Source organism: Mycobacterium riyadhense (genome assembly GCF_963853645.1).
GTDB classification, from domain to species: domain Bacteria; phylum Actinomycetota; class Actinomycetes; order Mycobacteriales; family Mycobacteriaceae; genus Mycobacterium; species Mycobacterium riyadhense.
In genome coordinates this window covers 4795552-4818772 of the sequence record NZ_OY970456.1, presented here as the reverse complement: position 1 = coordinate 4818772, position 23221 = coordinate 4795552, and the positions used below count along the sequence as shown (strand labels likewise).

Genomic DNA, 23221 nt, shown 5'->3' with positions numbered 1-23221 from the left:
TGGCAGAAGCCGAATTTAGCTCGACGACGATGCAGCCCGTGCAGCGGCCCGGTGCACCGGCCGCCCCCAAAGCCGCGACACGATGGAGCGTCGCGCGTCGCTACGGCCCGGCGCGGGTGCGCTCGACCGTGACGGCGCCGAAAGCAATGCGATACCTAGCTTTTCGCTCAACTCATCGCGCAGGGCGATCAGCAGCTGCTCGGTCGCTAAGGCATACGCCGCCGCCGAGGGGTGGTAACGGTCGGCGGAGAACATCAGCTCGGGCATGGCCCGGAAGTTCGGAGCCAGCAAATGCCCCAGTGGCACCGGCGCACCGCCGGCCGCCTTGACCGCCGCGGCCTGAGCGCGGGCCAGCCGGACACCACGCGTGTGCGCCAACGAGCGCAATGGCTGGGGTATGGCAGTGATCACACCGAGGTCCGGGCAGGTGCCCACGACCACCACCGCGCCGTGAGCGCGCAACTTTCGCACCGACGAGGCCAGCCGGTGCGCCGACGGGCCGACGCCGTTGAGTGATGTGACGTCGTTGGCGCCGATCATGATCACCGCCACGTCCGGCGGTGGCCCTGCCACCAACATCGCGTCTACTTGACCGACAACGCCTTTCGAGGTGGCGCCGACGATGGCTTTGGTGCTCAGCCGGATGCGTAGGCCGGTCCGTTCGGCAAGTCCGCGCGCAAGCAGCACGCCCGGCACTTCCTCGGCCGTGGCGCAGCCGTACCCAGTCGCCGTCGAGTCGCCAAAGATCATCAGGTGTAGGTCGACCGACATCCCGCGCTGCCACCGTTGCACGGGCCCGCCGCCCCGGGTGTACACGCCGTCGGCGCGGGGTGGGGCGTCGAAGGATCTGGGAATCACGGTGCGCGCATGTGTCGCCTGGCCGACCAGCAGGTTGCGTGCGCCCAGAAAGGCCGTGCCCGTCGAGGCGAGTGCACCCGCTGTGGCCAAAGCGATCGTCGAACGCCGCGGCACGCGCATGCCCACGCGGATCAGTTTAGATCGGCTTCGCTGTTTGCGCGGCGAGCTGACGAAAGATGCGATCACGTTGTGGATCAATTGTGATATCGAATCGGCCTCTTCGGATGTTGCACCTGAAATAAGCTGTCAAGCTAAGTCGACGTGGTTGGCTGACCGCTCAGGGGAACAAGTGAACCGGACGCTCAGCCGCTTCGTCACATGCTGTATCGGACTACAACGGCGTAGGAAGTGTTGAGCATGACCGCACCCAATAAGGTATCCGGTTCACCTCGAGATGTCGTTCGCCCACGGGATCTGCTGAAGGCACGTAGACTCGAGGCACGCAGATTTGCCATCAGCGACGGCGCTCCAGTTGAGGTCGTCGAGTCTGGTCCGAGTATCGCTGCGCGATTAGCTGCGCTGGCGTCGCGGCTGACGATTCGTCCGATTCTAGCTGTCGGCAGCTACGCTCCTCAATTACCGTGGCCGTGGGGTCTCGTCGACCACGCAGCCCGAGTCATGCTCCCGGCATCAACCACCGTTCGAGCCGAGGTGAGCCTGCCTAAGGCCTCCGGGCAGCTGGTTCGGGCCGCGGGTGTGCTGCCCGCGGACGGCACCCGGCGGGTGGTTCTCTACCTGCACGGCGGGGCGTTCCTTACGTGTGGGGCAAACTCGCACGGCCGACTCGTTGAGTTGCTCTCGAAGTTCGCTGACGCTCCCATCCTGGTCGTGAATTATCGGCTGATGCCCAAGCACTCGATCGGGATGGCGCTCGACGACTGCCACGATGGCTACCGATGGCTGAGGCTGTTGGGATACGACCCGGACCAGATCGTGCTGGCGGGTGACTCCGCCGGCGGCTATCTGGCGCTCGCCCTTGCGCAACGGCTACAGCGACAGGGTGAGGAACCCGCGGCTCTGGTAGCGATCTCGCCACTGCTTCAGCTGGCAAAGGAGCACAAGCAAACGCATCCCAACATCAAGACCGACGCGATGTTCCCCTCGAGGGTGTTCGACGCGCTCACCGCTTTGGTTGCTAGCGCGGCCGCCAAGAACCAAGTCGACGGTAAGCCGGAAGAGATTTACGAGCCTTTGGAGCACATCGAACCGGGTCTGCCCCGGACGCTGTTCCATGTGTCGGGATCCGAGGTGTTGCTGCACGACGCGCAGCTGGCCGCACGCAAACTCGCGGCTGCCGGTGTACCGGCCGAGGTACGTGTCTGGCCCGGTCAGGTGCACGACTTTCAGGTCGCCGCACCGATGCTGCCCGAGGCTATCCGCTCGTTGCGTCAGATCGGGGAGTACATCCGCGAGGCCACCGGCTAAACCGCGGACCGCGAATATGCGCGGTGCGAAATCGCCTGAGACCATAAGCGCATGCGGATCGCGCAGCACATCAGTGACCTCATCGGCGGCACGCCCCTGGTTCGACTGAACTCCGTCGTCCCCGACGGGGCCAGCACGGTGGCCGCCAAGATCGAATACCTCAACCCCGGCGGCAGTTCCAAGGATCGGATCGCTGTCAAGATGATCGATGCCGCCGAGGCCAGCGGTCAGCTGAAGCCGGGCGGCACCATTGTGGAACCCACATCGGGCAACACCGGTGTCGGCCTTGCGTTGGTCGCACAGCACCGCGGTTACAAGTGTGTGTTCGTCTGCCCGGACAAGGTCAGTGAGGACAAGCGGAATGTGTTGCGTGCCTATGGCGCAGAGGTAGTCGTGTGTCCGACGGCGGTGCCGCCCGACGACCCGGACAGCTACTACAGCGTGTCGGACCGATTGGTCAGCGAAATTGACGGTGCCTGGAAGCCCGACCAGTACGCCAACCCGGAAGGACCGGCGAGCCACTACGCGACCACCGGCCCCGAGATTTGGGCCGACACCGACGGCAAGGTCACCCACTTCGTGGCGGGCATCGGCACCGGCGGCACGATCACCGGCGCGGGCCGCTACCTCAAGGAGGTATCCGGTGGCCGAGTGCGCATCATCGGCGCCGATCCCGAGGGGTCGGTGTACTCGGGCGGCAGCGGCCGGCCCTATCTGGTGGAGGGGGTCGGTGAGGACTTCTGGCCGGCGGCGTACGACCCCTCGGTGCCCGACGAGATCATCGCCGTTTCCGACTCGGACTCCTTCGACATGACCAGGCGGCTGGCCCGTGAAGAAGCGATGCTCGTCGGCGGGTCCTGCGGGATGGCGGTAGTGGCGGCGCTGAAGGTCGCCGAGCAAGCCGATCCCGACGCACTGATCGTCGTCCTGCTCCCCGACGGCGGCCGCGGCTACATGTCGAAAATCTTCAACGATGCGTGGATGTCGTCGTATGGGTTCCTGCGCAGCCGACTCGACGGATCCACGGAACAGTCAACCGTCGGAGATGTGTTGCGCCGCAAGTCCGGAGCACTCCCGGATCTGGTACACACCCATCCCTCGGAGACGGTGCGCGACGCCATCGGGATTCTGCGCGAGTACGGGGTTTCGCAGATGCCGGTCGTGGGCGCCGAGCCACCGGTGATGGCCGGCGAGGTCGCGGGCAGCGTCTCGGAACGCGAACTACTCTCCGCTGTCTTCGAGGGTCGCGCCAACTTGGCGGACGCGGTGTCGCAGCACATGAGTCCGCCGTTGCGGATGATCGGAGCCGGCGAGGTGGTCAGTGCGGCCGGGAAAGCCTTGCGTGACTGGGACGCGTTGATGGTGGTCGAGGAAGGCAAACCGATCGGGGTCATTACCCGCTACGACTTATTGGGCTTTCTGTCGGAGGGGCCGCGGCGGCGCTAACCGGGACCGCGTCCGGCGCATCGGCGCTGGTTGGAAGTCTGACGGCCGCTCTCGCCCGGCCGCGGCGGGCACGCAGGCCTCAGGTACTGTAGGGCCGCCTAGTTCAGCAAATCCTCAGTGGAAGGGTTGCGCATGACCGATCAGCCGCCGCCCGGCGGGTCCTACCCCCCACCTCCGCCGCCTGGACCGCCCGGTGGAAATGAGCCTCCGTCTGGTTACCGGCCGCCGCCACCACCTCCGTCGGCGCCCAGCGGCGGCTACCCGCCGCCCCCGCCGCCTCCTCCTCCCGCACCCGGCGGCAGCGGTTACCCCCCGCCGCCACCACCGCCCGAGGGGGGGTATCCGCCGCCGCCTCCTCCTTCGGCCGGTGGCTACGCGCCACCGCCACCGGGACCAGCGATCCGCGAAATGCCACCGGAGTCCTACACACCGTGGATCACCCGGGTGCTGGCTTTCCTCATCGACAACGCCCCAATCGTCGTCGTCTACGGCATCGGTTGGGTGATTGCACTGGTTACGCAGCAGTCGTCGTGTGTCACCAGCGTCAACCAGTACGACGTGAGCCAGTACTGCTACTCGCAGGACTCGGTTATCGGCTTCTTGGCGCAGGGACTCGCGTCGCTGGCGATCCTTGCCTACTGGATCTGGAACTGGGGCTATCGCCAGGGCACCACCGGATCGAGCATCGGCAAGTCGATTTTGAAGTTCAAGGTGGTCAGCGAGAACACCGGACAGCCGTTGGGTTTCGGAATGTCGGTGGTGCGACAGCTCGCGCACTTCGTCGATGCGGTCATCTGTTACGTCGGGTTCCTGTGGCCGTTGTGGGATCCCAAGCGGCAGACTCTGGCCGACAAGATCATGACGACGGTCTGTTTGCCGCTTTAGACACACAGCGCCACCCTGGTCGCCGCGCGGCGGCCGGGGTGGCGTTCGCTATTAGGCTGGTCGTCGATGAGCGCGTCAGACCGCAAGGGACACCACGGAATTTCCGGCCTGGCCACTAAGGCAATCCACGCGGGCTACCGCCCGGATCCGGCGACCGGCGCCGTCAACGCGCCGATCTACACCAGCAGCACGTTCGCCCAAGACGGGGTCGGCGGTCTGCGCGGCGGCTTCGAATACGCGCGCACCGGCAACCCCACCCGGGCCGCATTGGAAGCCTCGCTGGCCGCCGTCGAGGAGGGCACTTTCGCGCGAGCGTTCAGTTCCGGGATGGCGGCCACCGACTGCGCGCTGCGGGCCGTCTTACGACCCGGCGATCACGTGATCATTCCCAACGACGCTTACGGCGGCACGTTTCGGTTGATAGACAAGGTGTTCACCCGGTGGGGTATCGAGTACACGCCGGTGCCGCTTAGTGATCTGGACGCGCTGCGAGCCGCAATCACACCGCGTACCCGGCTGATTTGGGTGGAAACACCGACCAATCCGCTGCTGTCGATCGCCGACATTGCGCGCATTGCCCAACTGGGTGCCGATAGCTCGGCAAAGGTGTTGGTGGACAACACCTTTGCCTCGCCCGCCCTGCAGCAGCCGTTGACGCTCGGCGCCGATGTGGTGTTGCACTCGACCACCAAGTACATCGGTGGCCACTCCGATGTCGTCGGCGGCGCGCTGATTACCAACGACGAAGAGCTAGCCGAGGCTTTCGCGTTCCTGCAGAACGGGGCCGGTGCGGTGCCCGGCCCGTTCGACGCCTACCTGACCATGCGAGGCCTGAAGACGTTGGTGCTGCGGATGCAGCGGCACAGCGAAAACGCTTATGCCATAGCGGAATTCCTGGCTGGGCAGCCATCGGTGAGCGCAGTGCTGTATCCGGGTCTGCCCGATCACCCTGGGCACCATGTCGCGGCGCGCCAGATGCGCGGCTTCGGCGGCATGGTCTCAGTGCGGATGCGAGGAGGGCGGCGCGCGGCCGAGGAGCTGTGTGCCAACACGCAGGTTTTTATCTTGGCTGAGTCGCTAGGTGGGGTCGAGTCGCTGATTGAACATCCCAGCGCCATGACGCACGCGTCGACAGCCGGGTCCCAATTGGAGGTGCCCGATGACCTGGTGCGGCTTTCGGTCGGTATCGAGGATGTCGATGACCTGCTCGCCGACCTCAAGCAGGCGCTCGCCTAGCTACCGCGAGCAGACGCGAAAGCCCCCATTTCGTGCCGAAATGAGGGGCTTTCGCGTCTGCTCGCGCTCAGCGCGCTGAGCGCGCGGAGCGGGCTGAGCGCGCTGAGCGGGCGGAGCGGGCGACCACTCAGGAGTGGTACGGCTCAGCGCTGACCAGCGTGACCTGCACGGTCTTGCCGCTGGGCACCGTGTAGCTGCGGGTCTCGCCCACCTTGGCGTCGATCAGCGCGCCACCTAGCGGCGAGTTCGGCGAATAGACCTCGAGCTTGCCGTCGTTGACGCCCTCCTGGCGGGTGGCGATGAGGAAGGTCTCGGTGTCGGTCTTGTCGCCGTTGTAGTAGACCTTGACCACCGAACCAGGCAGTGCGACGCCAGACTGCTTGGGCGCTTCGCCGACCTTGGCGTTGTTGAGCAGATCCTGCAGCTGGCGGATGCGAGCCTCCTGCTGGCCTTGCTCCTCGCGGGCGGCGTGGTATCCGCCGTTCTCGCGGAGGTCGCCCTCCTCGCGGCGGTCATTAATTTCGGCGGCGATGACCGGACGATTGGCGATCAATTGGTCGAGCTCGGCCTTGAGTCGGTCATGTGACTCCTGGGTCAACCAGGTCACCTGAGTGTCCGTCATCTCGTCGTGCTCCTTGTGTTGTCGTTTCGCGTATTCGCGCAAGTTTTTGATCCCGTGAGCATGCGGATTCCCGCCCCGGGTGCTGCCTCTCCGTCCTTCTCACGGCCATTAATGCAGCAATACACGGTCCCGGGCAGGACCGTGCATTCATCTATGTTACCACTGCGCAAACGGTTGATGACTCCGTATGCGCAGTTGGCGGTTTGTGTGCGGTCAGGACGAACGCAGGTAGGCGGGCACGTCGGTGCCACAGCCATATACGTCCGCCATTACCGGCGGTTGGGAGGATTTCACCGTTGTCGTCACTTGCACCGTCGTCTGGTTGGACGGCGGAACCAACAGCTCCCGTCGGCCTGTCTCGCTGCCGTCCTTGGACCGAACCCGCACGATGCAGTGCACCGGTCGCGACGGGTCGGCGCGCGTCACGCTGATCGTCACCGATGCGGTCTCGTCGTCGATCAGTTGATAACCGGCCAGCGTGCCGGTGACGGGGCTGGTGCCGATCCGGTGATAGCCGATGACGGCGATGGCGACACCAGACGCGACGGCCAACACCGCGAGGCCGATGACGACGCGACGGCGCCCCCTTCGGGACAGTCGCGCCCTGCCGTAGCGCGGGATGGGAGGTTGAGTCACGCCTGCAGTCATGCCCTGGTTGGTTGTGGGGTCTCGGGGAACTGGAATTATAGGGGGCGCACTAACAGGCTAGGGCCGACCAGCAGACCGACGAGGGGGCACGTGAGCGAACTGCGGTTGATGGCGGTGCATGCCCACCCCGACGACGAGTCCAGCAAGGGCGCCGCCACCCTGGCCCGCTATGCCGACGAGGGCAATCGGGTGCTGGTGGTGACGTTGACCGGGGGCGAGCGCGGCGAAATTCTCAACCCCGCGATGGACCTGCCCGACGTGCACGGCCACATCCACGAAATCCGCCGCGACGAGATGGCGAAGGCCGCCGAGATCCTCGGTGTCGAGCACACCTGGCTGGGCTTCGTGGACTCCGGCCTGCCCAAGGGTGACCCACCGCCGCCGCTGCCCGAGGGCTGCTTCGCGCTCGAGCCCCTAGAGGTGCCCACCGAGGCCCTGGTCCGCGTGGTCCGCGAGTTTCGACCGCACGTCATGGTCACTTACGACGAGCACGGTGGTTACCCGCATCCCGACCACATTCGCTGCCATGAGGTCTCCGTCGGCGCCTACGAGGCGGCCGGTGACTACCGCCTGTACCCGGATGCCGGCGAGCCGTGGGCGGTGTCCAAGCTGTACTACGTCCACGGCTTCCTGCGGGAACGGATGCAGATGCTGCAGGACGAGTTCATCAGGCGCGGCCAGGAAGGCCCGTTCGGGAAGTGGCTGGAGCACTGGCTGCCCGAGCACGACCCCTATGCCTCGCGGGTGACGACGCGCGTGGAGTGCGCGGCGTACTTCGGACAACGCGATGATGCGCTGCGCGCGCACGTCACCCAGATCGACCCGAATGCCGAGTTCTTCGCCGCTCCGCTGGAATGGCAGGAGGAGCTCTGGCCGACCGAGGAGTTCGAGCTGGCTCGTTCGCGCGTCCCCATCAAATTGCCCGAAACCGAGCTGTTCGCCGGGATCGAGCCGGACCGGTGAGTCACTTTTTGCTCACCGTGATTGCTGACGGTGGACCCCGCAACAACGGACCCGACTTCGGGAAGGCCAGCCCGGTGGGGCTGCTCGTCGTGGTGCTGCTGGTGATCGCGACGTTGTTCCTGCTGCGGTCGATGAATCGTCAACTGAAGAAGGTCCCCGAATCGTTCGATCGTCAGCACCCGGAGCCGGATCAGGCTGCCGACGAAGGCACGGATACGGTTGGCGCTGCCGATCAGGTTCCTCCGGACACCGAGCCCAACGGGCCCGCCCGAGCCTCGGGACCCGCCGATGAGCCCGACTGATTCGTCCGGAACCAACACGCTCGCGCGGGCCACCAGCCCGTATTTGCGCCAGCATGCCGACAACCCGGTGCACTGGCAGCAGTGGACGCCGCAGGCGCTTGCCGACGCGGCCGCGCGCGATGTGCCGATCCTGCTGTCCGTCGGCTACGCCGCATGCCACTGGTGTCACGTCATGGCCCACGAATCGTTTGAAGACGACGAGGTGGCCGCCGCGATGAACGCCGACTTCGTCTGCATCAAAGTGGACCGCGAAGAACGGCCGGACATTGACGCGGTCTACATGAACGCCACCGTCGCGCTCACCGGGCAAGGCGGTTGGCCGATGACATGCTTCCTCACCCCCGACGGCAGGCCGTTCTATTGCGGCACGTATTACCCGAAAGAAGGCTTCCTGCAATTGCTTTCAGCAGTGTCGGAGACTTGGCAACGACGCCGCGGTGAGGTCGAGGAGGCATCGGACCACATCGCCGGAGAGCTGCGCTCGATGGTTTCGGGCCTACCCGGTGGTGGCCCGGAGGTGACGTCGGAGCTCTGCGATCAGGCCGTCGCGGTAGTGCTGCGCGACGAGGACACCGCTGACGGCGGCTTCGGCGCCGCACCCAAGTTCCCGCCGTCAGCGCTGCTGGAGGCGCTGTTGCGCAACTATGAGCGCACCGGGTCATCGGCTGCCCTGCAGGCCGTGTCACGTATCGGCAGTGCGATGGCACGCGGCGGCATCTACGACCAACTTGCTGGCGGCTTCGCCCGGTATAGCGTCGACAAGGCTTGGGTGGTACCGCATTTCGAGAAGATGCTGTACGACAACGCGCTGTTGCTGCGCGCCTATGCGCACTGGGCCCGACGGACCGGGGATCGATTGGCACGTCGGGTCACCGCGCAGACCGCGCGGTTTCTGCTTGACGATTTGGCCGACGCCGACATGTTCACCTCGTCGCTGGACGCCGACGCCGACGGCCGCGAAGGTTCGACCTATGTGTGGACGCCGGGGCAGTTGACCGAGGTGCTCGGCGATAACGACGGTCGTTGGGCGGCAGAGGTTTTCGGGGTCAGTCGGGCCGGCACCTTCGAACACGGGACGTCGGTGCTGCAGTTGCGAGCCGATCCCGATGACGTGGGCCGTCTGGAACGGGTCCGCCGCGAGTTGCTCGCGGCCCGCTGCACCCGGATCCAGCCCGGACGCGACGACAAGGTTGTCACGGCCTGGAACGGTCTAGCAATCACTGGGCTGGCAGAGGCCAGCGTGGCGTTGCAAGCCCCCGAGTTGGCCGAAGTCGCGCGGCGATGCGCGACGGCGCTGCTGGACTTGCATGTCGTCGACGGCAGGCTGCGGCGCGCGAGCCTCGGCGGGGTCGTCGGCGAGAGCGCGGCCATCCTGGAGGACCATGCGGCGCTGGCCACCGGGTTGTTGGCGCTTTATCAGCTGGACGCCAAGGAAGCCTGGCTTCGTGCGGCCACCGACTTGCTCGACGCCGCGCTGCGGCACTTCGGCGATCCGCAACGCCCCGGCGGCTGGTTCGACACCGCCGACGACGCCGAACAGTTGATGCTCCGGCCCGGCGACCCGCTGGATGGCGCGACGCCGTCGGGAGCGTCGTCGTTCGCCGAGGCCCTGCTGACGGCTGCACACCTCGTCGACGGCGTTCGTGCGGAGCGCTACCTGCAGGCGGCGGCCTACACGCTGCGCGCGCATTCCATGCTCCTGGCCCGCGTGCCGCGCTCGGCCGGACATTGGCTGGCGGTAGCCGAAGCCGCGGCGCGCGGACCGCTGCAAATCGCCGTCGCCTGCGACCCGTCGCGGTCGCGCCTGCTGGCCGACGCGCGCCGGTTGGCGCCCGGCGGCGCGATCGTCGTTGGTGGCGAGGTGGACTCGTCGGCGCTGCTGGCCGGCCGGGACCGCGTGGATGGGGCCGACGCCGCCTACGTGTGCCGTGGTCGGACCTGCGATCTGCCGGTCACTAGCGCGATCGAACTGGCGGCGGCCCTGGGCGTGCCCGGATAGCAGCGACGCACAATTCCATCAGAAGACTACGAACCACATGGCGATGTAGTGGCAGATCGCCGCGATCGCGGTGCAGGCGTGGAAGAACTCGTGGAAGCCGAACGTCGTCGGCCATGGGTCCGGCCAGCGCAATCCGTAAAGGATGCCGCCGATGCTGTACAGGGCGCCACCGACGAACAGCAGCACCATCGCGGCCACCCCCGCGTTGTGCAGGATCGTCGTCGTGTACCAGACCGCCACCCATCCCAGCAGTAGATACAACGGCACGCCCACCCACCGCGGCGCCGACGGCCAGCACATCTTCAGCAGGATCCCGCCGAGCGCGCCGCCCCAAACGATCGACAACACCAGGTGCCCGTCGTGGCCGGGCAGGGCCAGCAGCGCGAACGGTGTGTAACTGCCGGCGATGAACACGAAGATCATGGAATGATCCGCCCGCTTCATCCATTTCCGGGCGGTCGCGGATTTCCAGTTGACGCGGTGGTAGGTGGCGCTCACGGTGAACATCAGGATCGTGGCCGCGGTGTAGGCCAGCGTCGCCAGTCCGGCCTCGGTGGAGCCCACTGCCCACGACACGGCGACCAATGACGCGCCCGCGAAGACGGCGGCGCCGGCGGAATAGACGTGAATCCACCCGCGGAAGCGCGGCTTGGCTAGAACGCGGGCGACACCCTCGACGACCTGGTGGGCAGCATCGGATGGCGAAAACCCGTGCGATTCGGGCTCGGCACTGGTGAGCGTGCTGGTCTGGCTGCTCATTTCTCCCGTTGCCTCGTCTAGTGATTGCCGGTGAATTTCATCGAACACAGTAACTGGGTTGGCTGTGAGACTCCCGTCGGACGCGAGGTGAGATTGCCGGAATCCGGAGCCGGAATTTGGCGTCGGTCACAGTAGTGTTGATTTTTGTGGAGGTCATCCCGCGGCGGCTCAAGGAACCCTTGTATCGGCTGTACGAGCTGCGCCTGCGCCAGGGTCTGGCCGCCTCGAAATCCGAACTGCCTCGGCACATTGCGGTCCTGTGCGACGGCAATCGGCGGTGGGCGCGCGATGCGGGATATGACGACGTCAGCTACGGCTACCGAATGGGTGCGGTCAAGATTGCCGAGATGCTGCGCTGGTGCCAAGAGGCCGGCATCGAAATGACCACCGTCTACCTGCTGTCCATGGAAAACCTGCAACGCGATCCCGACGAGCTGGCCGGATTGATCGAGATCATTACCGATGTCGTCGAGGAGATCTGCGCACCGGCCAACCGCTGGAGTGTGCGTACCGTCGGCGATCTTGGGTTGCTTGGTGAGGAACCGGCCCGTCGGCTGCGATATGCGGTGGATTCCACCCCGGAAATTGCGCCGTTCCATGTCAACGTCGCGGTGGGCTATGGCGGTCGCCGTGAGATCGTCGACGCGGTGCGCGCATTGTTGAGCAAGGAACTCGTCAACGGCGCCACCGCCGAAGATCTCATCGAAGCGGTGACTGTGGAGGGTATCTCCGAAAACCTTTACACCTCAGGGCAGCCCGACCCGGATCTGGTGATCCGCACGTCGGGCGAGCAACGTCTGTCCGGATTTTTGCTGTGGCAGAGCGCGTACTCGGAGATGTGGTTCACCGAAGCGCACTGGCCCGCATTCCGCCGGGTCGATTTCCTGCGCGCGCTGCGTGACTACAGCCAACGGCATCGCCGATACGGCACGTGACGATCGCAAGCGCGGCCGTGACGATCGCAAGCGCGGCGAAGCCGGGCGCAGCGGGTCGGCACTAATGGGCGAAGCCGGGCGCAGCGGGTCGGCACGAATACCTCAACTGAATCGGCAGCGCCCCTTTATGGACTTGTGCGGAGTGCCCTTTCTGCTGGGCAAGCGTGTGCAGATTGACGGTACAAGCGTGCGAGTTAGCAATACCGTCCGCTCTCCCGGAAGGTATGCCCGGTGCTGATTCGACCGGAGGAAAGTGATGTCGTTTGTGATTGCTGCGCCCGAGGCTCTGGCGGCGGCCGCATCGAACCTGGCGAGCCCGCAAGCCCGTGACACACTGGACGCATGGCTGCGCTGTCGGCGGTGGTGTTTACGCTGAGCGGGTGGCTCGGGCTGTACCTGTTGGCTCGTGATCCACGCAAGCCGGTGCTGGCGCTGGCGGCTATCGGGCTGTGTGGTTTCGCGCTGGTGGTGGCCCTGGACGCGGTGCGGATAACCAGCACTGGGCACGCCCAGCTGCTCAGCCAGATCGAGATCTACCTGGTCGCAATCCCGGGCGTGGCATGGTTCGCGGTGCTGGTCGAGCTGTCCAGGCCGTGCGACAGCTGGCGGGCACGCACCGGCGAGCTGCTGCTGGTCAGCGGAGCCGGGGCGCTGGCTCTCTTTGGTGCTGCGATGGCTGGCAGCGTCGACGGTCCACTGCGGGCGGGCCACGGGGTGATGTTCGCGGTTATCTCGATCTCAACGCTGGCCGCGATGGTCTTTGCCTTGCGGCGGTCGGCGCAGCCCACGTCGGTCGCCGGCGTGGTGGTTGTTGCGACGCTGTTTTTCGCGCTGAGCAACGCCATCCTGATCATTCCGCTGGGCCTGCTACCCAGCTGGCTGGCCCTGGCGTCGACGGGTTTCGACGTGGTGGCACTCGGGGTGGCGGTGGCCCTCTGGGACGCCTTCGACGAGGGCCAGGCGCTGCGCGCCGACATGCTGCGTTCGTTCGCCGGCTCGGTCGCGGTGGCGGTGCTCTTCGGTGGCCAGGCGTTGATCGGTTTGGCGGTGACCCGCAATGAGCCCGCCGCCCAAACCCCGTTGACCGTGCTGCTGTTCACCAGCCTGGCCGTCGCGATCACGGTGCAGGTGCTGGCCGATCCGCTGGCCGGGCTGCTGGACCGGCTGGCGTTCTCGAGGTCGCCCAGGTTGCGTGCCGACCGGGCCGCGCTGCGGCACACCGGGGCGGCGCTGCCGCTGCGGTCGGACAATCCGCTCGACGACGTCGACGACGACACCTTCGTCCGGCTCACTCGCCGGGCGCTGGGCCACTATGGTGACCTGACCAAACTCGTCGCCAGCCCACTGACCGCGTTGCCCGTGATAGACGAGCGGTTGGCCGCCCGCGGCGCACCCGACCACCCCGTGGAGCGCGCCAACGAACTCAAGGCGGTTCTCGCCGATGGCATCGGGCGACTCAAGCCGCGCGATGGCGGCGATTTCGGGACGACCGAGCAGTGGCGCTATTACAACTCGCTGTACTTCCCCTACGTCGTCGGCGTGCGAGCTTACGCACAGAACGCGACCGCCGCCGGTTTGGATCCCACCGCGCGGCAAGCGTGGCAGTGGTTGGTTACCGAGGTGCCGCAGCGCTCGCTGCACAACTGGCAAAACGCTGCGGCCCGGCTCATCGCCGCCGATCTGCGTGGGCGTGTCGCCGTTTCCAGCGACTAGCCTGGCAACGGTCGGGCCGCCGGTCCGTATTCGCCGCTTCTCGACGTTGCGAGGGGGTAGCAAATGTCTTCGTCGAAACTTCCGCCAGCCAAAGTCGTGCGAGCGATCGAATTTGCTCGACATCAGCTCGATCGTCTGCACCGACGTATGGTGCCGCCGCAGGTCGCGATGATGGAAATGATTATGGACGCGTGGGCGGCCCAGGCGATCAGCGCGGCAGCGGAGCTCGGCGTTGCCGACGCGCTCGCGAAAGGGCCCTTGTCCCTCGGTGAGCTCGCGACCGCGGTCGACGCTGACGCCGATGCGCTCTCCCGGCTGCTGCGTGCCCTGATCGCGCGCGGGATTTTCCGTCAACGCCGCGATGGCCGCTACGATCTAACCCCGCTCGCGGACAGGCTTCGTCGCGACGCCGAAGTGTCGGTCGCAGGAATGGCTCGATGGGTGGGTTCGCGCCAGCAACGCGAGCATTGGAGCTACCTTACGGACGCGGTCCGGACCGGCCGCCCCGTCGTCCCCGAATTGCGCGGTAAGCCCGCGTTCGACTACTTGGCCGACGAACCGGAGCTCGCCGAAATCTTCAATCAGGCCATGACGAGCACATCTGAACTGTCGATCGCGCCGGTGATCACCGCCTACGACTTCAGCTCCTACCGGACCATCGTCGATGTCGCCGGGGGACACGGTCGGCTGTTGGCCGCAATCTTGACCGCGACCCCGGCTGCACGCGGGGTCTTGTTCGACCTACCCCAGGTGGTGGCAGGAGCCCCGAAAGTATTCCGAGAACACGATGTCGCCGACCGGGTGCGGATCGAAGAAGGATCATTTTTCGACGAAGATCTACCCGACGGTGGCGATGCCTATGTACTCAAGAACATCATCCACGATTGGCCCGATGACGACGCGGTGCGCATTCTTCGCAACGTGCGCACGGCCGCGGGCGCGGGCAAGAAGGTGCTACTCGTTGAGTTCGTAATTCCCCCGCACGACCGCGAGTCTCCGGGCAAGTGGGTCGATCTGGAAATGTTGGTCGTCGTTGCCGGTCGTGAGCGCACCGCCGCGGAATACGGTCGACTCCTCAAGCGTGCGGGCTTTGACATGACGCGGGTGGTCGAAACCGCGTCACCATACAGCGTCGTCGAGGCCAACGCGGTCTAATCCCGCTCGATGGGAATAGCCCGTCGAAATTGCTGGTCATTGAGTGAGTGGCAGTAGTTGGCAGTGCCATGCGTCGATCTGGCAGTGCTACGACGGCACGCTCAAACGTGTTCGACCCAATCGCCCTCGCAAGGAGAACCGACATGACCGCAATTTCCGGTCCGACAACCCGGCCCCTCTACGACTCGACGGACTCGCTGTTGCGTTTCGCAATGCGCCTCGACGCCACCCTGACCGGACTGATGGGCCTGGTCGTCGCTGTGGCTGCCGATCCGATCTCGAGCCTGACCGGCCTGACGTCCGGCCAGGAATACAGCATGGGTGCCTTCTTCGTGCTGTACGGCCTGGCGGTGTTCTGTCTCGCGGCGTTACCCAACTTGCGTCGCGCCGGGATCGGAGTCGTTGTGGCAAACATCGTGTACACGCTGGCAGCGATCGTCGCAGCTGAGTTGGTGCCGATGACTGCAACCGGGGTGGCCGCGACGCTGGCCAGCGGCGTGTACACCGCGGTGTTCGCTGGCCTGCAGTACCTGGGAGTGCGCCGGCTGCAGGCGTAGCGCCCAGTCCCACCGGTGCGGGACGACGCGGCCGACGTTTGCGGTGCGCCGCCCCGCTCCGGCCACTTCGAGGCGAGTTTCAGGGCCACTGGGACCGTTTGAGTTGGCGCTCGGTGCGCGGGCGCTGTGCAGATTGCACGGTCCGGTTGGCTCTCCTGTGCAATCTGCCAATGACAGGCCAGCGGGAATCAGCGATGCTAGGTCTACCAAAAACGGCTGGAACTCTGTTCGATCGAGCTGCGATCTGCATATTCCAACGGGCTGCCGGGGGGCGTAATCCGAAGGAGGACAGCGATGGCATTCTTGATTGCCGCCCCGGATTTGCTGGGGCAGGCCGCGGCCGATTTGGTGAGTATAGGCTCGGCGTTGGGTGAGGCCAATGCGGCCGCGGCGGGTCCGACCACGGCGGTGCTGGCCGCCGGCGCCGATGAGGTGTCGGCGGCGGTGGCATCATTATTTGCCGGGCACGGCCAGGCCTATCAGGCGCTGACCGCGCAGGTGGAGGCGTTTCATCGACAATTCGTTCGGTTGATGTCTGGCGCCGGCGGAGCTTATGCGGCCGCCGAGGCGGCCAACGCCGCGGCCGCTGCCGAGCCGCTGGACGACGTGCTGAATGTGATCAACGCGCCCACCCAGGCGCTGTTGGGGCGCCCGTTGATCGGCGACGGCGCCAATGGCGGGCCGGGCCAAAACGGTGGGGCCGGTGGTTTGTTGTACGGCAACGGTGGTAACGGTGGCACCAGCACGACCGCCGGGGTGGCCGGCGGCAACGGCGGCGCTGCCGGGCTGATCGGCAACGGTGGGTCCGGGGGCGGGGGCGGGGCCGGCCTGGCCGGCGGTAGCGGCGGCGCCGGCGGCTGGCTGTACGGCAACGGCGGCGCTGGCGGTTCCGGTGGAACGGCGATCACTGCGGGCGTGGCCGGTGGGGCCGGTGGCGCCGGCGGTGCCGCGGGGCTGTGGGGCGCCGGTGGGGCCGGCGGGCACGGAGGAGACGGGGCGATTGGGGCGGTCGGGGCCGGTCGCGGCGGTGACGGCGGCAATGCCGGCGCCGGCGGCCGTGGTGGGCTGTTGTTCGGCGACGGTGGGGCTGGTGGCAACGCCGGAAGCGGCCGAATCGGCGGGAGCGGTGGGGGCGACGGGGGCGACGGCGGCATCGGCGGCACCGGTGGAGCCGCCGGTTTGTTCGGCGCCGGCGGGGCTGGCGGCGACGGCGGTAATGCCGGCAACGGCAACAGCGAAAGCGGCGGCGGTGACGGCGGGCATGGCGGAGACGGTGGAGCCGGCGGCAGCGCCGGGTTGTGGGGTGCCGGCGGGGCCGGCGGGGCCGGCGGCACCGGCGGCCAGGGCGTCACCGCGACCGGCGTCATTTCCGTTGGCGACGGCTTTGATGGTGGAGCTGGTGGGGACGGCGGCGGCGGCGGCGCCGGTGGTGCCGGTGGCTTGCTCTTCGGCGACGGCGGTGCCGGCGGGCACGGCGCCATCGGAGGCAACGCCGGCAACGGCCTTAACGGCGGCAGCAGCACTGCTGGCGGGGGCAACGGCGGCAACGCTGGATCCGGTGGGGCCGGCGGTGCCGGCGGTGCCGGCGGCAACGCCAGGCTGTGGGGCGCTGGTGGGGCCGGCGGGTTCGGTGCCGCCGGCGGCACCGCCGGCAGCGGCGGCACGGGCGGCGCCGGCTTCTCCATCGGCGGTGATGCCAACGGCGGCAACGGCGGTAACGGGGGTAGCGGCGGCGATGGTGGTGGCGGCGGAGCCGGCGGCACAGGCGGGTGGCTGTCCGGCACCGGTGGGTCCGGCGGTAGCGGCGGCAACGGCGCCGCGGCCGCCATCGGCGGCGGCGGTGGTAGTGCCGCTGGCGCCGGCATCGCCGGGAAGGGCGGCGCCGGCGGTAGTGGCGGCGATGGTGGTGGCGGCGGTGCCGGTGGCAGCGGCGCCAGCGGCGACGGCAAGTGGATGGTGGGCACGGGCGGTGCCGGAGGCCATGGTGGTGACGGCGGCGCCGGCGCGAAGGGCGGTAGCGGTCCCGGCGGGGCCGGGACGAACGGCAGCGGCGGCGCGGGTGGCGGTGGCGGCAACGGCGCTACCGGCGGGTCGCTGTACGGCAACGGTGGCGCCGGCGGTACTGCGGGCGCCGGTGGGGCCAGTGGCGGGTCCGGCGCCAGCGGTGGCGCGGGTGGTGCCGGCGGTAAGGGTGGCAGCGCGCAGCTGATTGGCGACGGAGGCAACGGCGGTGCCGGGGGAACCGGGGTACCCAGCGGGCCCGGTGGCGCCGGCGGCTCCAAGGGGCTGCTTTCCGGCGTAGCTGGGACGCTCGGGGCGTCGCCATAATCGGCCGGACTACAGTTTGCGCAGCCTGAGCCGATTGATGGAGTGATCGGCGTCCTTGCGCAACACCAGCGTGGCCCGCGGCCGGGTGGGCAGGATGTTCTCGACCAGATTCGGCCGGTTGATCGAGCGCCAGATCTCCTTCGCGGCGATTACCGCCTTCGCGTCGCTCAGGGCCGCGTAGTGGTGGAAGTGTGATTCCGGGTCGGCGAACGCCGTGCTGCGCATCGCCAAGAACCGCGACACGTACCACTGCTCGATGTCCTCAATTCGAGCGTCCACATAAAGGGAAAAGTCGAACAGGTCCGACACCATGAGTGTCGGACCTGTCTGCAGCACGTTGAGCCCCTCCAGGATCAGGATGTCGGGGTGGCGGACTACATGTTTGGCCCCGGGGACGATGTCGTATTTCAGATGTGAATACACCGGCGCGCAGGCGTAGTCCGAACCCGATTTCACCGAGGTGACAAATCGCATCAACGCCCGCCGGTTATAGCTCTCCGGAAACCCTTTGCGGTGCATCAGGTTTCGCCGCTCCAGTTCGGCATTAGGGTAAAGAAAACCGTCGGTGGTCACCAGGTCCACCCGGGGGTGGTGATCCCAGCGGGCCAACAGCGCCTGCAGCACGCGGGCGGTGGTTGACTTGCCAACTGCCACGCTGCCGGCGACGCCGATGATGAACGGCACCGGTCGATCCGGGTTTTGTTGCGGCTCACCGAGGAACTCCGCGGTGGCGGCGAACAATCGCTGACGGGCGGCGACCTGAAGATGAATCAGCCGGGCCAGCGGCAAATAAACCTCTTCGACCTCCAGAAGGTCGATTTGCTCACCGAGACCGCGCAGCCCGATCAGTTCCTCTTCGGTGAGGGCCAGCGGCGTCGACATGCGGAGCGCGCGCCACTGCTTTCGGTCGAATTCGACATACGGGCTCGGCTCGCTCAGCCGCGGCATGGTGTCAGTCTTGCAGGGCGGGGCGCGTGCCCGACGGTTGGGCCGTCAAATAGGTCTTAGACAGCACGCTGGATAGACTGGCGCCCGTGACTGCCGCACCCGACGCCCGCACCAGTGCCTCCATAATGTCCGCCCCGCTCGCCGAGGTTGACCCCGATATCGCAGAGCTGCTGGGCAAAGAGCTTGGCCGACAGCGCGACACCCTCGAGATGATCGCCTCCGAGAACTTCGTGCCGCGCTCGGTGCTGCAGGCCCAAGGCAGCGTGTTGACCAACAAGTACGCCGAGGGGCTGCCCGGTCGGCGCTACTACGGCGGTTGCGAGCACGTCGACGTCGTGGAAAACATCGCCCGCGACCGGGCCAAGGCGCTGTTTGGCGCCGACTTCGCCAACGTGCAACCGCATTCCGGCGCCCAGGCCAACGCGGCGGTGCTGCACGCGTTGATGTCACCGGGAGAGCGGCTGCTGGGCCTGGACCTCGCCAACGGCGGTCACCTGACCCACGGCATGCGGCTGAACTTCTCGGGCAAGTTGTACGAAAACGGCTTTTACGGCGTCGACCCGACGACGCATCTGATCGACATGGACGTGGTGCGGACTCAGGCGCTCGAGTTCCGACCCAAGGTGATCATCGCCGGCTGGTCGGCCTACCCGCGCGTTCTGGACTTCGCGGCGTTCCGGTCGATCGCCGACGAGGTCGGCGCCAACCTGTTCGTCGACATGGCGCACTTTGCGGGCCTGGTGGCCGCCGGGTTGCACCCGTCGCCGGTACCGCATGCCGACGTGGCGTCCACGACGGTGCACAAGACGCTGGGCGGGGGTCGTTCGGGCCTGATCGTGGGTAAGCAGGACTACGCCAAGGCGATCAACTCGGCGGTGTTCCCTGGCCAGCAGGGCGGACCGCTCATGCACGTCATCGCGGGCAAGGCGGTCGCGCTGAAGATCGCCGCCACACCCGAATTCGCCGAGCGGCAGCAGCGCACCCTGTCCGGTGCTCGGATCCTCGCCGAACGGCTGCTGGCCGCCGACGTCGCCAAGGCCGGCGTCGCGGTGGTCAGCGGTGGCACCGACGTCCACCTGGTGCTCGTTGATCTGCGCAACTCTCCGCTGGATGGGCAGGCGGCCGAGGACCTGCTGCACGAGGTCGGCATTACCGTCAACCGCAACGCCGTCCCCAACGACCCTCGGCCGCCGATGGTGACCTCGGGCCTGCGGATCGGAACTCCCGCGCTGGCAACTCGCGGTTTCGGCGACGCCGAGTTCACCGAGGTTGCCGACATCATCGCGACCGCGCTGGTGGGAGGCAGCTCGGCCGACGTCGAAGCTCTGCGGCACCGGGCGACGCGGCTGGCCAGGGAGTTCCCGCTCTATGAGGGTCTCGAGGACTGGAGTTTGGCCGGTCGCTAGCCGGGTGACACGCGGCTCACAGATTTGAAAGCATCTGTGAACGCGGGTTACAGTTACTGCATGGCACAGAAACCTGTAGCTAATGCGCTGACTCTCGAACTCGAGCCGGTCGTCGAAGAGAACATGACTCGCCACCTCGACACCGAGGAACTTTGGTTCGCCCACGATTATGTTCCGTTCGACCAGGGCGAGAATTTCGCCTTTCTGGGCGGACGCGACTGGGATCCGTCCCAGGCGACGCTGCCCAGGGTGATTACCGACGCATGCGAGATCCTGCTGATCCTCAAGGACAACCTGGCCGGTCATCACCGTGAGCTCGTCGAGCACTTCATTCTCGAGGACTATTGGGGCCGCTGGCTTGGCCGGTGGACGGCCGAGGAGCACCTGCACGCCATTGCAATACGCGAATACCTGGTGGTGACCAGGGAGGTCGACCCGACCGCGAACGAAGAGGTCCGCGTCGAGCACGTGATGAAGGGCTACCGTGGCGACACGTACACGCAGGTCGAGACCTTGGTGTACATGGCGTTCTACGAGCGCTCTTTCGCGGTCTTCTGCCGCAACCTAGCCGCGCAGATCGAAGAACCCATCCTGGCCGGACTCATCGACCGCATCGCCCGCGACGAGGCGCGCCACGAGGAGTTCTTCGCCAACCTCGTGGCGCACTGCCTCGGCTACACCCGCGACGAGACGATCGCGGCGATCGCCGCTCGTGCGGCCGACCTCCAGGTCATAGGTGGCGACATCGACGCCTACCGGGACAAGGTGGCGAAGGTGGCTGACGCTGGGATTTTCGGACCGCAACAGCTGCGACAGGTGATCTCTGATCGCATCACCGCATGGGGGCTCGCCGACGAGCCGGGGCTGACGCAATTCATCACCGGCTAGACCAGTCACACAATCGGCATTTTCGAAACCGAGAGCACTGCTCTTACGGGCTGTTAGATCACGAATCCGGTCCCTTCGGTGCCGCACCCGCCGTTGCCGGTTTCCAGGCGTCCTCGCGTCGGCGCCGGCACCGCTAATCGTTCGCCCGAATCGACGACATTCCCGAACCGCCCTTGCTCTTGGCGCAAGAGTCCGTTCGCACATTTGTACTAGACGCCGATAAGTGGTCTACATAGCGTGACCGTGAAAGCAGAATCTCTGATCAGAGCCCTTCTGAGCAGCATGTTGATCCGCGAACTGGGGCACCACATGAACCGCACGCAGCTTCTCACCCTGATTGCTACGGGCCTGGGCGTCTTCATGATCCTGCTCGACGCGCTGATTGTGAACGTGGCGCTGCCTGACATCCAGCGCAGCTTCGGTGTCGGGGAGGACGGGCTGCAGTGGGTGGTGGCGGCCTACAGCCTGGGGATGGCGGTCTTCATGATGTCGGCGGCCGCACTCGCGGACAGGTACGGCCGGCGGCGCTGGTACCTGGTGGGGGTTTCGTTGTTCACGGTGGGGTCCATCGCCTGTGGCTTGGCGCCCTGCATCGGGGTCCTCGCCATCGCGCGGGGTGTGCAGGGTTTGGGCGCGGCGACCGTGAGCGTGACCTCGCTTGCCCTGGTCAGCGCCGCATTTCCGGAACCCAAGAAGAAAGCGCAGGCCATCGGAATCTGGACCGCCATTGGCAGCGTCGGAATGGCGGCGGGCCCGTCGCTCGGCGGTCTGCTGGTGGACCGGTGGGGCTGGCGCAGCATCTTCTACGTCAATGTGCCCCTGGGCGCGGTTGTCCTCCTGCTGACCCTGGGCTTCGTGGTGGAGTCGCGCAATGAGCGATCGGGACGCTTCGACCTGGCCGGGCAGGTGTTGTTCATCGTGACCGTGGGGGCTTTCGTCTACGCGATCATCGAAGGTCCCGAGGTCGGCTGGACGTCGCCGCGGATCATCGCGTTACTCGTGACGGCCGTCGCCGGCGGCGCCGCGTTCGCGTGGCTGGAGCGCAGATCGCCGGATCCGATGATGGATCTGAGCTTGTTTCGCGACAGTGCGTATGCATTGTCCATCGGGACCATCTGCACGGTGTTTTTCGCCGTCTACGGGATGCTGCTGCTCACCACGCAGTTCCTGCAGAACGTGCGCGGCTATACCCCCAGTGTGACCGGCCTGATGATCGTCCCGTTCAGCGCGGGTGTGGTCATCGTGTCGCCGCTGGTTGGCCCGCTGGTGGGCCGGGTGGGCGCACGCCTGCTCGTCCTGCTGGGACTTTGTCTGTTGATGCTGGGTCTGCTCACGCTGATCGTCAGTGAGCAGCGCAGCTCCGGTTTGGTGCTGGTCGGCCTGGCGCTGTGCGGCGCGGGCATCGGATTGTGCCTGACGCCGATCACGACCGTCGCGATGAACGCGGTCCCACCGGAACGGGCGGGCATGGCATCCGGGATCATGAGCGCCCAGCGCGCGATCGGCTCGACGATTGGGTTCGCGGTCCTGGGCTCTGTGCTCGCCGCCTGGTTGACGGCCACCCTCGAGCCGCATCTGGAGCCGGCAGTGCCCGACCCGGTCGCGCGGCATGCCATCGCCGAGGTCATCATCGACAATGTCAACCCGCGCGCGCATGTCAGCGGAATCGTGCCCCGGCAGCAACTGCACCATGATCCCGCGCAGATTGCGGAGGAAGATTTCATCGACGGCATCCGGGTCGCGTTCCTCATCGCCACCGTGTCGCTGGGCTGTGTGTTCCTCGCCGGTTGGCGCTGGTTCCCGCGCGGCGTCGCCAAACGCGAGGCGGTGACGCCGCCGATCGTTGAATTGGATGACGGAATGCCGGTTAACCCAGGTCCAGACGCGGCCTCTGTCGACGCCATCGCAGTTCCGCTGAGTGGTTGCGCTCAAGGACGTTGCTGAGCCAACCCGTAGAGAAGATCGAGCCGACAACAGAAATCGATTGTGCGGCAGAAAGATCGGAGACCGGCGGGCACGCGTTCGCGCTGGCTTTCACTGAACAACCAGTAGCAAAGCTTGTGAACGGACTGTTGCGTTCAACACAATTATCGTGATGGCAGTTCCGGCAACCCTTGATGACCTAGTGGTACCCAGGCGACGTTCGGC

General features: G+C 66.6%; 20 protein-coding genes. 15 read left to right on the top strand and 5 right to left on the bottom strand.

Translation table 11 applies throughout. The features are described 5' to 3' along the window. Nucleotides 1-15: 15 nt before the first annotated feature. A complete protein-coding gene (locus tag AADZ78_RS21265; protein ID WP_139829095.1) occupies nucleotides 16-972 on the bottom strand; it encodes an SGNH/GDSL hydrolase family protein in 957 nt (318 codons plus the stop codon). Between the two features lie 243 nt (nucleotides 973-1215). Here AADZ78_RS21265 and AADZ78_RS21260 point away from each other — a divergent pair, with 243 nt between their 5' ends. The 4 genes from AADZ78_RS21260 (at nucleotide 1216) to AADZ78_RS21245 (ending at nucleotide 5850) form a co-directional block, all read left to right on the top strand. Then, on the top strand, nucleotides 1216-2283 hold the full coding sequence (locus AADZ78_RS21260) for an alpha/beta hydrolase (protein WP_085253428.1): 1068 nt from the start codon (nucleotides 1216-1218) through the stop codon (nucleotides 2281-2283). A 51-nt stretch (nucleotides 2284-2334) separates the two neighbouring features. Then, nucleotides 2335-3729 carry a cystathionine beta-synthase gene (locus tag AADZ78_RS21255; protein WP_085253413.1) on the top strand — a complete coding sequence of 465 codons (1395 nt, stop codon included), beginning with the start codon at nucleotides 2335-2337 and terminating at the stop codon, nucleotides 3727-3729. Between the two features lie 132 nt (nucleotides 3730-3861). Continuing rightward, entirely contained in the window at nucleotides 3862-4614 is a 753-nt protein-coding gene (locus AADZ78_RS21250; protein WP_085253414.1) for an RDD family protein, read from the top strand. 66 nt (nucleotides 4615-4680) lie between these two features. Further along, nucleotides 4681-5850 carry a cystathionine gamma-synthase gene (locus AADZ78_RS21245; RefSeq protein WP_085253415.1) on the top strand — a complete coding sequence of 390 codons (1170 nt, stop codon included), beginning with the start codon at nucleotides 4681-4683 and terminating at the stop codon, nucleotides 5848-5850. A gap of 127 nt (nucleotides 5851-5977) precedes the next feature. On the opposite strand, the gene greA is transcribed toward AADZ78_RS21245, so the two are convergent. Then, nucleotides 5978-6472: a transcription elongation factor GreA gene (gene greA / locus AADZ78_RS21240; protein WP_085253429.1), complete on the bottom strand. Its 495-nt coding sequence runs from the start codon at nucleotides 6470-6472 to the stop codon at nucleotides 5978-5980. A 213-nt stretch (nucleotides 6473-6685) separates the two neighbouring features. Further along, nucleotides 6686-7108 carry a DUF4307 domain-containing protein gene (locus AADZ78_RS21235; RefSeq protein ID WP_372510628.1) on the bottom strand — a complete coding sequence of 141 codons (423 nt, stop codon included), beginning with the start codon at nucleotides 7106-7108 and terminating at the stop codon, nucleotides 6686-6688. A 102-nt stretch (nucleotides 7109-7210) separates the two neighbouring features. Here AADZ78_RS21235 and mca point away from each other — a divergent pair, with 102 nt between their 5' ends. From mca to AADZ78_RS21220, 3 genes are read left to right on the top strand one after another with little or no spacing between them, the layout of a single operon-like run. After that, on the top strand, nucleotides 7211-8083 hold the full coding sequence (gene mca, locus AADZ78_RS21230; RefSeq protein ID WP_085253417.1) for a mycothiol conjugate amidase Mca: 873 nt from the start codon (nucleotides 7211-7213) through the stop codon (nucleotides 8081-8083). After that, a complete protein-coding gene (locus AADZ78_RS21225; protein ID WP_085253418.1) occupies nucleotides 8080-8385 on the top strand; it encodes a hypothetical protein in 306 nt (101 codons plus the stop codon). Before mca ends, AADZ78_RS21225 begins: the two co-directional genes overlap by 4 nt. Continuing rightward, the gene (locus AADZ78_RS21220; protein WP_085253419.1) at nucleotides 8372-10384 is read left to right on the top strand and encodes a thioredoxin domain-containing protein; all 2013 of its coding nucleotides are present in this window, start codon (nucleotides 8372-8374) and stop codon (nucleotides 10382-10384) included. Before AADZ78_RS21225 ends, AADZ78_RS21220 begins: the two co-directional genes overlap by 14 nt. 18 nt (nucleotides 10385-10402) lie before the next feature. On the opposite strand, the gene trhA is transcribed toward AADZ78_RS21220, so the two are convergent. Next, complete coding sequence (gene trhA / locus AADZ78_RS21215) at nucleotides 10403-11143, bottom strand: PAQR family membrane homeostasis protein TrhA (RefSeq protein ID WP_085253430.1); 741 nt, start codon at nucleotides 11141-11143, stop codon at nucleotides 10403-10405. Nucleotides 11144-11289: 146 nt separating this feature from the next. Here trhA and AADZ78_RS21210 point away from each other — a divergent pair, with 146 nt between their 5' ends. From AADZ78_RS21210 to AADZ78_RS21190, 5 genes are all read left to right on the top strand, one after another. Next, entirely contained in the window at nucleotides 11290-12078 is a 789-nt protein-coding gene (locus AADZ78_RS21210) for a (2Z,6E)-farnesyl diphosphate synthase (protein WP_085253431.1), read from the top strand. 342 nt (nucleotides 12079-12420) lie between these two features. Next, complete coding sequence (locus AADZ78_RS21205; protein ID WP_085253420.1) at nucleotides 12421-13791, top strand: hypothetical protein; 1371 nt, start codon at nucleotides 12421-12423, stop codon at nucleotides 13789-13791. 63 nt (nucleotides 13792-13854) lie between these two features. Further along, the gene (locus AADZ78_RS21200; RefSeq protein ID WP_085253421.1) at nucleotides 13855-14946 is read left to right on the top strand and encodes a methyltransferase; all 1092 of its coding nucleotides are present in this window, start codon (nucleotides 13855-13857) and stop codon (nucleotides 14944-14946) included. A 143-nt stretch (nucleotides 14947-15089) separates the two neighbouring features. After that, nucleotides 15090-15503: a hypothetical protein gene (locus AADZ78_RS21195; protein WP_085253422.1), complete on the top strand. Its 414-nt coding sequence runs from the start codon at nucleotides 15090-15092 to the stop codon at nucleotides 15501-15503. Nucleotides 15504-15797: 294 nt separating this feature from the next. Next, nucleotides 15798-17831: a PE family protein gene (locus AADZ78_RS21190; RefSeq protein WP_264033550.1), complete on the top strand. Its 2034-nt coding sequence runs from the start codon at nucleotides 15798-15800 to the stop codon at nucleotides 17829-17831. A 9-nt stretch (nucleotides 17832-17840) separates the two neighbouring features. Here AADZ78_RS21190 and coaA read toward each other — a convergent pair whose 3' ends face one another. Further along, nucleotides 17841-18779, bottom strand: coding sequence for a type I pantothenate kinase (coaA, locus tag AADZ78_RS21185; protein ID WP_085253298.1), 939 nt, complete (start codon nucleotides 18777-18779; stop codon nucleotides 17841-17843). A gap of 125 nt (nucleotides 18780-18904) precedes the next feature. Here coaA and glyA point away from each other — a divergent pair, with 125 nt between their 5' ends. The 3 genes from glyA to AADZ78_RS21170 all read left to right on the top strand — a co-directional run bounded on the left by glyA (nucleotide 18905) and on the right by AADZ78_RS21170 (nucleotide 23017). After that, complete coding sequence (gene glyA / locus AADZ78_RS21180) at nucleotides 18905-20185, top strand: serine hydroxymethyltransferase (protein WP_085253299.1); 1281 nt, start codon at nucleotides 18905-18907, stop codon at nucleotides 20183-20185. Between the two features lie 60 nt (nucleotides 20186-20245). After that, nucleotides 20246-21073 (top strand): acyl-ACP desaturase, encoded by an 828-nt coding sequence (locus AADZ78_RS21175; protein WP_085253300.1) that lies wholly within the window; start codon nucleotides 20246-20248, stop codon nucleotides 21071-21073. Nucleotides 21074-21382: 309 nt separating this feature from the next. Further along, nucleotides 21383-23017 carry a DHA2 family efflux MFS transporter permease subunit gene (locus tag AADZ78_RS21170; protein WP_085253323.1) on the top strand — a complete coding sequence of 545 codons (1635 nt, stop codon included), beginning with the start codon at nucleotides 21383-21385 and terminating at the stop codon, nucleotides 23015-23017. The last annotated feature ends 204 nt before the right edge of the window (nucleotides 23018-23221 follow it).

Excerpts from the sequence above, each read along its gene's own strand:
- AADZ78_RS21260 (WP_085253428.1), top strand. The coding sequence starts at position 1,216 with ATGACCGCACCCAATAAGGTATCCGGTTCACCTCGAGATGTCGTTCGC.
- AADZ78_RS21255 (WP_085253413.1), top strand. The coding sequence starts at position 2,335 with ATGCGGATCGCGCAGCACATCAGTGACCTCATCGGCGGCACGCCCCTG.
- AADZ78_RS21250 (WP_085253414.1), top strand. The coding sequence starts at position 3,862 with ATGACCGATCAGCCGCCGCCCGGCGGGTCCTACCCCCCACCTCCGCCG.
- AADZ78_RS21245 (WP_085253415.1), top strand. The coding sequence starts at position 4,681 with ATGAGCGCGTCAGACCGCAAGGGACACCACGGAATTTCCGGCCTGGCC.
- greA (WP_085253429.1), bottom strand. The coding sequence starts at position 6,472 with ATGACGGACACTCAGGTGACCTGGTTGACCCAGGAGTCACATGACCGA.
- AADZ78_RS21220 (WP_085253419.1), top strand. The coding sequence starts at position 8,372 with ATGAGCCCGACTGATTCGTCCGGAACCAACACGCTCGCGCGGGCCACC.
- trhA (WP_085253430.1), bottom strand. The coding sequence starts at position 11,143 with ATGAGCAGCCAGACCAGCACGCTCACCAGTGCCGAGCCCGAATCGCAC.
- AADZ78_RS21205 (WP_085253420.1), top strand. The coding sequence starts at position 12,421 with ATGGCTGCGCTGTCGGCGGTGGTGTTTACGCTGAGCGGGTGGCTCGGG.
- AADZ78_RS21200 (WP_085253421.1), top strand. The coding sequence starts at position 13,855 with ATGTCTTCGTCGAAACTTCCGCCAGCCAAAGTCGTGCGAGCGATCGAA.
- AADZ78_RS21195 (WP_085253422.1), top strand. The coding sequence starts at position 15,090 with ATGACCGCAATTTCCGGTCCGACAACCCGGCCCCTCTACGACTCGACG.
- AADZ78_RS21190 (WP_264033550.1), top strand. The coding sequence starts at position 15,798 with ATGGCATTCTTGATTGCCGCCCCGGATTTGCTGGGGCAGGCCGCGGCC.
- coaA (WP_085253298.1), bottom strand. The coding sequence starts at position 18,779 with ATGCCGCGGCTGAGCGAGCCGAGCCCGTATGTCGAATTCGACCGAAAG.
- glyA (WP_085253299.1), top strand. The coding sequence starts at position 18,905 with ATGTCCGCCCCGCTCGCCGAGGTTGACCCCGATATCGCAGAGCTGCTG.
- AADZ78_RS21175 (WP_085253300.1), top strand. The coding sequence starts at position 20,246 with ATGGCACAGAAACCTGTAGCTAATGCGCTGACTCTCGAACTCGAGCCG.
- AADZ78_RS21170 (WP_085253323.1), top strand. The coding sequence starts at position 21,383 with ATGAACCGCACGCAGCTTCTCACCCTGATTGCTACGGGCCTGGGCGTC.